General features: G+C 68.5%; 15 protein-coding genes. 7 read left to right on the forward strand and 8 right to left on the reverse strand.

Annotated features, from left to right (window positions below):
- Positions 1-84: 84 nt before the first annotated feature.
- From creC to B7G54_RS07430, 3 genes are all read right to left on the reverse strand, one after another.
- Positions 85-1,536: a two-component system sensor histidine kinase CreC gene (gene creC, locus B7G54_RS07420; RefSeq protein WP_085038516.1), complete on the reverse strand. Its 1,452-nt coding sequence runs from the start codon at positions 1,534-1,536 to the stop codon at positions 85-87.
- A 15-nt stretch (positions 1,537-1,551) separates the two neighbouring features.
- Positions 1,552-2,256 (reverse strand): two-component system response regulator CreB, encoded by a 705-nt coding sequence (creB, locus tag B7G54_RS07425; protein WP_085038517.1) that lies wholly within the window; start codon positions 2,254-2,256, stop codon positions 1,552-1,554.
- A 77-nt stretch (positions 2,257-2,333) separates the two neighbouring features.
- Positions 2,334-3,047, reverse strand: a complete 714-nt coding sequence (locus B7G54_RS07430) for an SDR family NAD(P)-dependent oxidoreductase (protein ID WP_085038834.1) — start codon at positions 3,045-3,047, stop codon at positions 2,334-2,336.
- A gap of 305 nt (positions 3,048-3,352) precedes the next feature.
- Here B7G54_RS07430 and B7G54_RS07440 point away from each other — a divergent pair, with 305 nt between their 5' ends.
- The 3 genes from B7G54_RS07440 (at position 3,353) to B7G54_RS07450 (ending at position 5,293) form a co-directional block, all read left to right on the forward strand.
- Complete coding sequence (locus B7G54_RS07440) at positions 3,353-3,577, forward strand: hypothetical protein (RefSeq protein WP_244289282.1); 225 nt, start codon at positions 3,353-3,355, stop codon at positions 3,575-3,577.
- Between the two features lie 160 nt (positions 3,578-3,737).
- A complete protein-coding gene (locus B7G54_RS07445) occupies positions 3,738-4,445 on the forward strand; it encodes a dihydrodipicolinate reductase (RefSeq protein WP_085038518.1) in 708 nt (235 codons plus the stop codon).
- 365 nt (positions 4,446-4,810) lie between these two features.
- Positions 4,811-5,293, forward strand: coding sequence for a cupin domain-containing protein (locus B7G54_RS07450; protein ID WP_085038519.1), 483 nt, complete (start codon positions 4,811-4,813; stop codon positions 5,291-5,293).
- Positions 5,294-5,396: 103 nt separating this feature from the next.
- Here the strand turns inward: B7G54_RS07450 and B7G54_RS07455 are convergent, their stop codons facing one another.
- Both B7G54_RS07455 and B7G54_RS07460 read right to left on the reverse strand, forming a co-directional pair.
- Positions 5,397-6,206 (reverse strand): SDR family oxidoreductase, encoded by an 810-nt coding sequence (locus tag B7G54_RS07455; RefSeq protein WP_085038520.1) that lies wholly within the window; start codon positions 6,204-6,206, stop codon positions 5,397-5,399.
- Entirely contained in the window at positions 6,203-7,036 is an 834-nt protein-coding gene (locus tag B7G54_RS07460; protein ID WP_085038835.1) for a molybdenum cofactor biosynthesis F family protein, read from the reverse strand. Before B7G54_RS07460 ends, B7G54_RS07455 begins: the two co-directional genes overlap by 4 nt.
- A 170-nt stretch (positions 7,037-7,206) precedes the next feature.
- Between B7G54_RS07460 and B7G54_RS07465 the strand changes: the two genes are divergently transcribed.
- The 3 genes from B7G54_RS07465 (at position 7,207) to B7G54_RS07475 (ending at position 9,903) form a co-directional block, all read left to right on the forward strand.
- Positions 7,207-8,001 carry an AraC family transcriptional regulator gene (locus B7G54_RS07465; RefSeq protein ID WP_085038521.1) on the forward strand — a complete coding sequence of 265 codons (795 nt, stop codon included), beginning with the start codon at positions 7,207-7,209 and terminating at the stop codon, positions 7,999-8,001.
- A gap of 185 nt (positions 8,002-8,186) precedes the next feature.
- Positions 8,187-9,155 (forward strand): DMT family transporter, encoded by a 969-nt coding sequence (locus B7G54_RS07470; protein ID WP_085038836.1) that lies wholly within the window; start codon positions 8,187-8,189, stop codon positions 9,153-9,155.
- 199 nt (positions 9,156-9,354) lie between these two features.
- Positions 9,355-9,903: a permease gene (locus tag B7G54_RS07475; protein ID WP_085038522.1), complete on the forward strand. Its 549-nt coding sequence runs from the start codon at positions 9,355-9,357 to the stop codon at positions 9,901-9,903.
- A gap of 98 nt (positions 9,904-10,001) precedes the next feature.
- On the opposite strand, the gene B7G54_RS07480 is transcribed toward B7G54_RS07475, so the two are convergent.
- Complete coding sequence (locus tag B7G54_RS07480; protein WP_009688930.1) at positions 10,002-10,136, reverse strand: entericidin A/B family lipoprotein; 135 nt, start codon at positions 10,134-10,136, stop codon at positions 10,002-10,004.
- Positions 10,137-10,369: 233 nt separating this feature from the next.
- Here B7G54_RS07480 and B7G54_RS07485 point away from each other — a divergent pair, with 233 nt between their 5' ends.
- On the forward strand, positions 10,370-11,665 hold the full coding sequence (locus B7G54_RS07485; protein ID WP_085038523.1) for an aspartate carbamoyltransferase: 1,296 nt from the start codon (positions 10,370-10,372) through the stop codon (positions 11,663-11,665).
- Between the two features lie 112 nt (positions 11,666-11,777).
- Here the strand turns inward: B7G54_RS07485 and B7G54_RS07490 are convergent, their stop codons facing one another.
- Both B7G54_RS07490 and B7G54_RS07495 read right to left on the reverse strand, forming a co-directional pair.
- Complete coding sequence (locus B7G54_RS07490) at positions 11,778-12,197, reverse strand: type II toxin-antitoxin system VapC family toxin (RefSeq protein WP_085038524.1); 420 nt, start codon at positions 12,195-12,197, stop codon at positions 11,778-11,780.
- Positions 12,194-12,433: a FitA-like ribbon-helix-helix domain-containing protein gene (locus tag B7G54_RS07495; RefSeq protein ID WP_085038525.1), complete on the reverse strand. Its 240-nt coding sequence runs from the start codon at positions 12,431-12,433 to the stop codon at positions 12,194-12,196. The genes B7G54_RS07490 and B7G54_RS07495 overlap by 4 nt, the downstream gene beginning before the upstream one ends.
- Between the last annotated feature and the right edge of the window lie 39 nt (positions 12,434-12,472).

Here is a 12,472-nt window from a genome sequence, read left to right on the forward strand (position 1 = left end):
AAAGGGTACGGTCAGCATGAGCGGCCCCGGTGAAGGGCGATTGAAGCGGGTGTGAAGCGAATGTGTGGCGAACGTGAAGCGCCGTCAGCCCGCCGATGGCAGCGTGAGCGTCGCGCACGCGCCGCCTTCGTCGCGATTCGCGAGCGCGACCTGGCCGCGGTGCAGCATCGCAACTTCGCGGACGAAACACAGCCCGAGGCCCGTGCTGCGATCCTGCCCGTCGGGGCGCGGCAGCGAATAGAAGCGCTCGAACACGCGCGCCAGTGCGTAGTCGGGCACGCCGGGGCCATCATCGGCCACGCGCACGATCGCGACATGCGCCCTGCCCGCCGGCTGCCGTTCGAGCGCAATGCGGATCGTGCTGCCCTGCGGCGCAAAATCCAGCGCGTTGTCGAGCAGGTTGCCGAGCGCCTGGCGCAGCAGGAACGGATCGCCTTCGACGACGGCCGGGTCGGCCGCGTCGTTCGCGTCGATCGCCAGGTTCACGCCGCGCTGCTGCGCGCGCGGCTCGATATCGTCGACGAGCTGTTCGAGCACCGGCCGCAGCGCGACCGGTTCGCGCACCGACAGGCGCTGCTTCTGCTCGACTTCGGCCAGCGCGAGCAGCTTGCGGATCATCTGTTCGAGGCGGCCGGCCTGGCGGCGGATGTTCTCGGTGAAGCGCCGCCGGTTCGCGACCGGCATCTCTTCCTGCAGCAGTTCGGCCGCGCCGCTGATCGCCGCCAGCGGGCTTTTCATCTCGTGCGTGAGCGTGTGGATGTAGGTCTCGACGTACTGCCGGTCCTCCAGCCGCTGATGCATGCTTTCCACCGCGCGCCCGAGCTCGGCCAGTTCGCTCGCGCCCTGCAGCGGCATGTCGGCCCGCTCGCCCGCCGCGATCGCGCGCGCATAGCGCTGCAGGCGCCGCAGCCCGACCACCAGCCACCACGTGCAGGCCACGCCGATCAGGATCGCACCGCCCATCAGCAATGCGCCGTACAGCATGATCTTGCGCTGGCTGCGCGCGATGAACGGCGCGACCGTCTGGTTCGGCTTCGCGATCGTCAGCACGCCGATGATCTCGTTGCCGCGCCGGATCGGCGCCGCCACGTGCATCACGGTGCTGCTGTCGTCGTTCGGATCGCTTCGCGTACTGCGCGCGCCGTACTCGCCGCGCAGCGTCCGGTACACGTCGTTCCACTGCGAATAGTCCTGCCCGACCGCGCGGCCGGTCGAGTCGTAGCGCACGATGCCGTGCGCATCGGTGATGTACAGACGGTAGCCGATCGCGTTCTTTTGCACGCCCCACACGTTCGCGCTGACCGGGCGTTCATGCAGTTTCGAGAGCTGCCGCGCGAAAGCGCCGTCGGCGATATGCCCGTTCGCCATGTCGTCGGCGGCCAGCGTCGCGAGCACTTGCGCGGTATCGACGAGCGTATCCTCCATCGCCTCGCGCACACCGGGTTTCACCTCCTGCACGAACACGCGCAGCGTGATCAGCGCGGCCAGACCGACGATCAGGAAAAAGCCGAAGAAGATGCGCAGGCCGATATGCATGGGCGGTGCCGGTCGTTACGGTTGCAGCGAATAACCCATCCCGCGATGCGTGCGGATCGGGTCGCGCTCGGGGGCGATCGCGCGCAGCTTGGCGCGCAGCGTCTTGATGTGCGTGTCGACCGTGCGGTCGGCCGAATCGAATGCCTCGTGCCACACGAGGTCCATCAACTGTTCACGCGAATAGATGCGCCCCGGATGCCGGACCAGCAGCGCCAGCAGCCCGAATTCGTAGCGCGTGAGGTCCAGTGCGTGGCCGAGCCACGACACGCGCGCGCCGTCGGTATCGAGCGTGAAACCCGGTGCGATGGTCGCAGCCGGCGCGGGCGCGGGCGTCGCTTCGGGTGCGGCCGTCCGGTGGAAACGCCGCAGGATCACGCGCACCCGCGCCGCCAGTTCGCGCGGCGAAAACGGCTTGACCACATAATCGTCGGCGCCGATTTCGAGCCCGACGATCCGGTCGATCTCGTCGTGCCGCGCGGTGAGGAAGATCACCGGCACGTCGGAGAACGTGCGCAGCCGCCGGCACACTTCGAAGCCGCTGAGATCCGGCAGGCCGACGTCGAGCACGACGAGGTCGATGCGCGTGTCGTGCAGGTAGTCGAGCGCCGCCTGCCCGAGCGTGCAGTGAACAGTCTGCATGCCGTCGGTACCGAGAGCGTAGATGATCGTGTCCGCGATCGCCACTTCATCTTCGACGATCAGGATATTGGGCTGATGCATGGTCTCAGGCTGGGCTCGCGCAATCCGGTGCGACATTGTACGCACGGCCGGCCGTGGCGCGAGCCCCGCTCGCCGCGCTACGCGACGCGGCCGGTCACCGGAATCGACGCGCCCGTGATCGCCTGCGCGTCGGCCGACAGCAGGAAGCCGATCGTCGCCGCGATCTGTTCCGGCCGCACCCAGCGCGTGAAATCCGCGTCCGGCATGTCCGCGCGGTTCGGCGGCGTATCGATGATGCTCGGCAGGATCGCGTTCACCGTCACGCCGCGGTCGAGCAGTTCGGCCGCCAGCGCCTCGGTGAGCCGTGCGACACCGGCCTTCGCGGCCGCGTAGGCGCCCATCCCTGTGCCGGCCTTGAACGCCGCGCCCGCGCCGATGTTGACGATGCGCGCGGCCGGGCTCGCCAGCAGGTGCGGCAGCGCGGCCTTCGATGCGTTCAGCGCGGTCTTCACGTTCAGTTCGTACATGCGGTCCCACGTGGCGGCGTCGCCGTCGGCGATCGTCTGCCACACGAACGCGCCCGCGATGTTCAGCAGCGCGTCGACCCGGCCGAACTCGCGCTGCACGGTATCGAGCGCCTGCGCGGCGGCCTGCGGATCGACGAGATCGATGCCGCCGATGCGCAGCGCGTCGGCCGGCACGCCGGGCAGCGCCTGCGCCGCCGGGGCCGCGCCGCGGCCGATCAGCGCGACGCGTGCGCCGCGCGCGCCGAGCCACGCGGCCGTCGCGACGCCCAGATGGCCGAATCCGCCGGTGATCGCGACTGCCTTGCCTTTGAGATCGTGTTCCATCGATGTTTTCTCCTGGATCGAGAGTTGCTTGATGATGCGTGTTGCGTAGGTCATGCCGGCCGCAGTATGCGTGCGCAGCGGGCAATTCGCCACAGCGTAGCGCCGTTCACGCATCCGTGTGCACGGCGACGAGGCTGCGGCGGCGCGGCTTCTCCGTCGTTTCGCCCGGGTTGCCCGGGCGGCAGCCCGGCGGCACGGCGGCACGGCGGCAGCGGCACGAAGCGGATCGCGGCCCGCACGTCGCGGGCCATTGCGACGTCGCGGGCAAGGCTCGCCCAGTGCTCGAGGTCGACGACGAACGGATTGTGCGAGCGAGTCGGCATGACGAGGCAGAAACGGCGCGGCTCGTCGGCGCGGCGGCCGGCCGTCTCGCGACGTCGGCAGCGGTTGGCGCCGGCCGGCATCGCGTGGCGGAAGCGATGCACGACACGGAGGAATCCGATACGGACCGCCTCGCGCGCGAGATCGCGATGCAGTTCACGACGCAGAACGCGGCCAATGCGTGGCTGCCGCTGGCGCCGGCGAGCTGACGCTCCGGGCCGCCCGCCTGCGCGGCCCGGCGGGCACGCAGGCGGGCGGCCGGGCATAATGCGCGAGGCCGGTCAGGCGGCACGCGTCGCGACCGTGCCGCGCCACCCGACGGCCCGCGCCATTCCCGTCCCGAATCCTGAACCTCAACCCGTCAATTCCATGCAAGTACTCGTCGTAGGAACCGGCAAGCTGGCCAGCGAGCTGCTCGACGCGCACCGGCTCGACCCGGCAACCTGTCGCGTGATCCCCTGGCCGGACAGCGCGCGCAACGATGCGCAGCGTAGCGACGCCCGACGTAGCGACGCCCGATCCATCGTCGTGCATGCCGGTTCCGGCCGCGAACTCCCGGACGTCATCGCGTTCTGCGAGGCCACCGCATCGCCGCTCGTCGAGCTGTCGACCGGCTCCGTGCTCGAAACCGGCTCGTACACTTTCCCGGTCGTGCTGTGTCCGAACACGAACATCCTGATGCTCAAGTTCATGAGCATGCTGGAAACCAGCGGCCATCTGTTTCGCGACTGCCGGATCAGCCTGACGGAGTCGCATCAGGCCGGCAAGACGTCCGTCCCCGGCACGGCCGTCGGGATCGGCCAGTCGCTCGGCGTGCGGCCGGAAGCCATCCGCTCCGTACGCGACCCGGACGTGCAGCGCAGTGAATTCGCGGTCGCCGACGATCAGCTCGGCCGGCACGCAATTCACCGGATACGCATCGACGACGGTGCATGCAGCCTGCAATTCGAATCGCGCGTGGTGGGCGCGACGCCATATGCGGATGGCGTGACGCGCATCGTCGACGCCGTCCGGCAGCACGACCTCGAGCACCGCCGCTATTCGATCGTCGAGTTCATCCGCAACGGCTGGCTGTAATCGCGGCGGTATGCGGCGATACGCGGCGAGCGGCACGCGCGCGCCGCGTCGCAGACGTTTTTTGCGCAACGCACGAAGAGGTTCGGTGCTGATTTCCGTGGATGTCGTCGATCGCCCGATCCGCAACATCCGGGCCGCCATGCATCTTGCCGACCGGCACCCGACGTCCCGCATCGGCGGCGGTCAAGATCACGCCAGCCGCCTTCGCCGCCACGGCCGCGCGAGAAATTCGACGAGCAACCGCCCTTTCATATTGGCTGGTAAGTTATCGGCGGAAGTCCATTCGCCGAGAGGGGGCGCGAGTCACCGCTGACGCCGGCGCCTGAACCGCTACCCTCGACATCCCCCCGCAAGGAGCGCAACCGATGACCCGCCCCGATTTCATCAAGCACTGGACCGAACTCGAAGAACCGGAAGCGCATCGCTATCGCGGCGATACGGAGCCGATGGCGCTCGACGCACCGCTTTCCGCCGCGCTCGGCATCACGCGTATCGGCATTCATCACGTGAGGCTGCTGCCGGGCCGGCGGACGTCCTATCCGCATGCCGAAAGTACCGAGCAGGAGTTCGTGTACGTGCTCGAGGGCAAGCCCGATGTCTGGATCGACGGTGTGCTTTACCCCGTTGCCGAAGGCGAGTCCGTCGCGTTTCCGGCGGGCACCGGAATCTGCCACACCTTCATCAACAACACGAAGGACGAAGTCAGGCTGATGGTGATCGGAGAACGTCCGCGCGACGACAACCGCATCCGCTACCCGATGAACGAGGCGTACGAGCTGACCCGCGCGGACCGCTGGGTGGACTGGCCCGACAGGCCGCTCGGGGACCACAACGGAATGCCGGACTGACACCTGCGCAGACGCCCCCGACCGAACACGCCGAGCGTGCCGTGCGAGCGCGCAGCACGCCGGCGGAATCACCCCGTTCCGCCGGTCGTTACCCGGCCAACCGTCACTCGCCGCCAAGCACCGCCCCGCTCTCGGGCAGCGTCGCACCGCCGTCGACGACGATCGTCTGCCCCGTGATGTACGCGGCATCGGCCGATGCAAGAAACAGCATCGCGTGCGCGATATCTTCCGGCTCGCCCATCCGCGCGAGCGGAATGTCGCGCGCAATCTGCGCCGCGACCGACGCGCCGCCGAGATTGCCGGCCGCCGGCGTGCGGATCATTCCCGGCTCGACACCATTCACCGTCACGTTGCGGCGCGCGAGCTCCAGCGCCGCCGCACGAATGAAGCCGTTCACGCCGGCCTTCGACGCCGCGTAATGCGCGAGCCCCGGATACACGACACGCGGCCCCGTCACCGACGACGTGACGAGCAGCCGCCCCGCCCCCGCGCGCTCGAATGCCGGCAGCGCCGCCTGCGCGAGCCAGAACAACGCCGACAGGTTGACCGACAGCGTGCGGTCGAGCGTCGGCTCATCGATCTGCGTAAACGGCGTCAGCGGAAAGTACGCGGCATTGTGGACGACCACATCGAGCCGGCCGCCGTCGCGCTCGACCGCCGAGACCAGCGCGCCAAGTTCGTCACGGCTGGCGGCATCCACCCGATAGGCGCGTGCCTCGCCCCCCGTGCTCGCGAGCGCGTCGGCCTGCGCGGCGGCGGCCTCGCCGTTCAGGTCGGCAATCGCGACGAACGCGCCGGATTCCGCGAAGCGTCGCGCGATCGCCGCGCCGATCCCCTGCGCGGCGCCCGTGACGAGCACGACACGCCCGCTGAAATCCGCACGCAGGCGGCCGCTGCCCGGCGCGGCATTCATCGCTGCGCCTCGCCGTCGAGCGGATGCACGGTGTCGTTCAGCACCTGCGCATGAGCGCCGATCGGGAAGTTCGACAGCGTGCCGAAATCGCCGCCCTGGTAGCCGAAGATCTTGCCGTCGGTCTTGCGCTGTGCGAGGTCGATCAGCACGACACCGAGCGTCGGCACCACCTTTTCGCGCCACACGAACAGATACAGTTCGTCTGCAATCCTGAAGTAATGGCAGCGGTCGACATCGGCCAGCCCGCCTTCGACACCCTGCAGGCACTGCCACGCGTAGAAGTTCTCGTTCAGGTAGATGTGCTCGTAGCATTCCGTCGGGCTGTAGCGGTACATCGTCCGCTTGCCGATCAGCTCGCGCGTGGGCCCGTGCAGCGGCCCCGGCTGCGTGTGGCCGCCGAGCGTGCCGTGCCGGAAACCGGCCTCGACGCCGGTCAGCGGCAGCCCGCGGGCAACGCGCGTGAACGCGTCGATGCGCGTGTCGGCTTCGGTCGGCAGCGTGCCGACGACCGACGTCCATACGCCGTTGTCGAGATCGATCACGAGACTGACCGACGTCGCGCGGGCAGCCGAATCGATGTAGTCGACGAAGTACAGCCCGTCGCGCAGCCGCGTCACGCGGCACGGCTCGCGACCGACCGTGTCGGTCTCGGCATCGCGCCACTGCAGTGCGCCGGGCTCGAACGCATAGACGCGCCACGCGCCCGATGCGTCGCCGAGCGCAAGCGTCCGCCCGGCGAGCGCGTCGACGGATGCGAGGATGTTCGCTTCCGGCGCGAAGCCATGGGCGAGCGCGCCAACCTGAATGAATACCGGATCCTGTCGTTCCACCTGCCGCCTCCCGCGCAGCTTCAGGCCCGGCGGGCCGTGTACGCTGCTCATGTGCACATGGTGCGGGCTGTGCGCGCCGCGCGGTATCGGCCAAAAGGATGAAGGGCGCGCGGCGCCGGAACGCGCTAAAGTGCACGGAATCCGCGCCGCGACCGGCGCGAGGAGCGTACATGCACCGCGTCACCCACTACCGACGGACCAGCGAAGGCATCGAGGCGATCAGCCTCGAATCCGACCGCGCGTTTCCGCGCCACGCGCACGACGAATTCGGGGTCGGCGTGATCGTCAGCGGCGCGCACCGGTCGTGGAGCGGCCGCGGGCAGGTCGACGCACTGGCCGGCGATGCGATCATGGTCAACCCGGGCGAGATGCACGACGGCTCGCCGATCGAGGCGGGCACGGGCCGACGCTGGCGGATGCTGTACCTTGCGCCCGCGCTGGTCGCGGGCATCGCGGCGGAGGAGCACCTCGGGGGCGTCGAACTGGCGCATCCTGCGGTGCGCGATGCGCGGCTCACAGCCGCCGTCGGCCGGCTGCATGCGCGCATCGTCGCGGGGGAATCCCAGCCGCTCGCCCGCGACGAGGCGCTCGTGATGCTCGTCGCCGGGCTGCTCGCCCGGCACGCGAACCGCACGCTGCCGGCGCCGGGCGTCGCGCCGGCAATCCGCGTCGCCCGGGAGCGGCTCGACGCGGCGCCGGCCGCCCCCGTTTCGCTTGCCGAGCTGGCCAACCTGAGCGGCGTCAGCCGCTTCCAGCTGCTGCGCGGGTTTGCTCGCGAACTCGGCATCACACCGCACGCCTACCTGATCCAGTCGCGTGCGCGGCTGGCGCGCGCGCTGCTCGCCAGCGGCCTGCCGATCGCCGATGCCGCGGCCGAAGCCGGCTTTGCCGATCAGAGCCATTTGACACGTGCGTTCGCGCGCCAGTTCGGGATCACGCCGGGGCGATTCACCCAGGCCGCCTGACACCGCCGTCGTCCCGCGCGACGGCCGCCAGGCACCGCCTCCGAAGGCCGCGGCCACATCGACGGCAGCGGTAACGGTCGCCCCCTGGCGCAAGCAAGCCGAGTCCTGCACGCCGCATTCGACACGCCGCACGCCTGCAATTTCGTTCAAGACGTGCACTGCCGCCGTACGCGACGATGCGGCGCATGAAGACACGACTGATTGGCTATCTCTATCTCGCCGCCGCGATGGCGGGCGTCGGCAGCACCGTCATCGCGAGCCGTCTCGCGGCGGGCGGGCTGCCGCCGTTCGCGGCCACGGCGCTGCGCTTCCTGATCGCGACACCGCTGCTGTTCGCGCTGATGCGCGCGCAGCGAATGCGCTGGCCACGCATCTCCAAGCGCGACGCCATGCTGCTCGTCATCCAGGCGGCCGCGGGCGGCGTCGGTTATACGGTGCTGCTGATCTGCGGCACGAAGCTGTCGTCGCCGCTCGACGCGGGCGTGATGCTCGGCACGCTGCCCGCGATGTCGACACTGATCGCGGCCGTCGTGCTGCGCGAGCGGCAGACGCCGCGCGACTGGGCCGCCGCCGCGCTCGCAACGGCCGGCGTGCTGTTCGTCACGTTCGCGCCCGGCCAGGCGCTGCCGTCGCTCCGCACGCTTGCCGGCGACGCGCTGGTGCTGGCCGCCGTCGCGTGCGAAGCCGTATTCATCCTGCTCAACCGGCGGCTTGCCGCACCGTTGCCGCCGCTTGCGCTGTCCACCGCGATGTCGGGCCTCGGCTTCGTGCTTGCCCTCGTGCCGGCCGCGTTCGAATGGCACGCAGTGGCGACGGGCTGGACCGTCGGCGCCGTGTCGGCGATCGCCTACTACGCGCTGGTGCCGACCGTGCTCGGCTACCTGTGCTGGTATGCGGGTTCGGCGCGCACGAGCGGCACCGAGGCCGCGCTGTTCACGGCGGTCGCACCGGTTTCGGCTGTGCTGTTCGCGGTCGCGCTGTTCGGCGAAACGCTCAATGGCACGCGAGTCGCGGGCATCGCGCTCGTCGTCGCGGGCATGCTCGTCGGCGCGACGCGGCGGCGCGAGCCGCCAGCCGAAGCACGCGATACGCACCCGACGAATCCGGGGCGGCCGGCCAGCCCCGCGCCGGCTGCGCAGACCGCCACCGACTGACTCGCGCTCATCGCGTCGTTGCGAAAACGGCGGCGGCTCCGTCCCGTCGCCTAGCCTGTCGATCCCCGCGTTCCTGCCATGCGGCCGGCGCCTGTAGGAATGTGTCCGCGTACCGCAAAACCGTTGCGCACCACCTCGCAAGATGCAATATTCGCGTGGCCGTGCCTTTGACAACCATCGAACTACAATCCGCCACGCAATGAACAGGAAGGAAGCCAAAACAAGAATCGCGATGCTGCTGTCCGCGGGAACAAGGAAGGCCGACGCACTGGCCGAACTGTCCGGACAGGGACTCAAGGATCGCGTGCTCGCGCACCTGATCGCGTCGCGCCCCGATCCCGAACGCTGCCGCAAGAACAGGATGCATATCCGGATCCTGGTCGCGCTCGGCATCGCCCAGCTCGCGATCAGCCTCGTGCTCGCGTATTACTTCTTCGCAACAGGTGCCGGCAACGGCCTCGTGCTGGTGTTCCTCGCGTTGACCGTGCCGCTGTCGCTGCTGTTCATCTGGGGCTTTGCGACCAATCGTGTCGGCGCGTATCACGCGTTCATCCTGCTGTCGCTGCTGCAGTTGCCGAAGACCATCGCCGAGCTCGGGCGCGATCCGTCGACCGCACTGCCGAGCCTCGCGATCACGATCCTGCTGGTGGGCTACGTGTGGTTCGTCCGCAACCGCTTGTTCCCCGACTTCGGCTGGTTGACGCCGCGCAAGGTCGAAGGACGTTACGCATTCGTCGAGCACGCCTGACGCCACTGGCATCGAACGTCGGCCGCAAAAAAAAAGCGCCGGGCCGCCCCGCAATCGCGGGACGGCCCGGCGCCTTCTGCATTCCGGAACCAGTCGGCTTACTTGGCCTTTTCAGCCGTATCGCTGATTGCCTGGCCGCCCTTCGAAATGTCCTGCCCCATGCCGGCGACCGTGTTGCAACCAGCAAGCGCGGCGGTCACCACCAGCAGCATTGCAGCAATCGTACGCGTCATTCTCACTCTCCTTCGAATCAACAAGCCCGACGGGCGAATCGTATGTGGCGTGGCGCCCGGCAGGATGCAGGGCACGGGGCCTGACCTGATTATACGGAGACGGCCGCTGCGCGCCAGCACGAACCCACCGCATGTCATAGGGGCCGCACAGCCGGTTCGCGCAGATTTTCCTTGACTTCAACGCGCCAGCAACTAATATACGCACCGCGTATATTTTCCGTCAGGAGCCGCCGATGACCGTTTCCCAGCAAGCCTTCCTCCGCGACGCCATGCGCCGCCTCAACATGACCCGCGAAGCGTTCGCCAATCGCATCGGCGTCAGCCGGCGCGCGCTGGACACCTGGCTGCTGCCCGACGACTCGCAGGAATCGCGCGGGATGCCCGAGATCGTCGAGCGCTTCGTGTCGGAAATCGTCGAGCGCTCGGCACCGGAAGGCGGCGGCTATACGCAAAGCGTAGATAATCAGGGGCTCGCCAAACAGTTCCTGTTCGAAGGCAAGCCGCAACTGCTGTCAGTCGACCAGTTCTCGCGGGAATCGGTCGAAGCGCTGTTCCGCGTGGCCGACGTGATGCAGCCGATCGCGCGCCGCCACAAGATTTCGCGCGTGCTGGAAGGCGCCGTGCTCGGCAACCTGTTCTTCGAGGCCAGCACGCGTACGCGCGTATCGTTCGGTGCCGCCTTCTGCCGGCTCGGCGGTTCGGTATGCGACACGACGGGCTTCACGTTCTCGTCGATGGCCAAGGGCGAATCGATCTACGACACGAGCCGCGTGATGGCCGGCTACGTCGACGCGCTCGTGATCCGCCACCCGGAGAAAGGCTCGGTGGCCGAGTTCGCGCGCGCGACCAACCTGCCCGTGATCAACGGCGGCGACGGCCCCGGCGAGCACCCGAGCCAGGCACTGCTCGATCTCTATACGATCCAGCGCGAGTTCTCGCGGCTCGGCAAGATCGTCGACGGTGCGCACATTGCGCTGGTCGGCGACCTCAAGTACGGCCGCACCGTGCACTCGCTCGTCAAGCTGCTCGCGCTGTACCGCGGGCTCAAGTTCACGCTCGTGTCGCCGCCGACGCTCGAGATGCCGGCCCACATCGTCGACCAGATTGCGACGAACGGCCATGTGATCGAGCAGACGACCGACCTCGCGGCCGGGCTGCGCGGCGCGGACGTCGTCTACGCGACGCGGATTCAGAAGGAGCGCTTCACCGACGAGTCGTTCGAAGGCTACACGCCGGATTTCCAGATCAACCAGGCGCTCGTCGATACGGTGTGCAAACCGGACACGCTGATCATGCACCCGCTGCCGCGCGACAGCCGGCCCGGCGCGAACGACCTGTCGGTCGACCTGAACCGCGACCCGCGCCTCGCGATCTTCCGCCAGACCGACAACGGCATTCCGGTGCGGATGGCGATCTTCGCGGTACTGCTCGGCGTCGAGAACCTCGTCCAGCATTCGATGCGCGACGCGACGTGGCGGCCGCCTGCGTATCTCGGGCCGGAGGACGCGGTGTTTCACGGGGTCGATTGAGAAGGAACAGCCGGGGGCGCGCCAGTCATGCGCCCCCACGTTCAACGGAAAGCGCGCCAGGCTCGGCGCGCTTTATTTTTTCCTGCTCGGCCGGCCAGCGCTCGGCCAGCGACTACGAAGCCCAGGGATCGATCACTCGCAGGCCTACCGCTTCAAATGGCGCAACGTCGCGCGTTGCAACAATCAGGCCGTTCGCCTCGGCCGTCGCGGCAATGAAAACATCGGCGGGCGCGATCGCACTGCCAGAAGCACGCGCACGCGCTCGAATGCTCGCATACGCTTTGCTCGCCGCATCGTCGAACGGCAGAATCCGGCCGCGAAACAGCGGCACGACGCGCTGCTCGATGCTTTGATGAAGCCAGTCGCGCCTGCGCCCTTCCGGCAATGCCGCCACGCCGAAGCGCATTTCGGCGAGACTGATCGCGGCAAGAAACAGCGTTTCGACGTTCTGGGCATCGAGCCACTCGATCACGGCCGCGCTCGGCTCGCGCCGCAGCGGCTCGGACATCACGTTCGTATCGACAAGGATCATTCGAAGCTCATCGGGCCGGTTAGCGTCTTGTCGCGCTGAACGTCGGAATCGACGCCGCCCGCCTCCCGCCCGATTTCCGCCAGCAACGTCCCCAGCTTGAGCCTGCCACCCGGCAGAACGGCCTGCTCGAGGATGTCTCGCACCTCTGCTTCGGTGCTGCGCCCATGCTGGGCCGCACGAATCCGAAGCGCACGGTGCACTTCATCGGGCAGGTTTCGAACGGTAATCACAGGCATGATGCGCCTCACGACATTTGCTTTCAATGCAGTCATATT

The organism is Burkholderia puraquae, from assembly GCF_002099195.1.
In the GTDB taxonomy this organism is placed as follows: Bacteria; Pseudomonadota; Gammaproteobacteria; order Burkholderiales; family Burkholderiaceae; genus Burkholderia; species Burkholderia puraquae.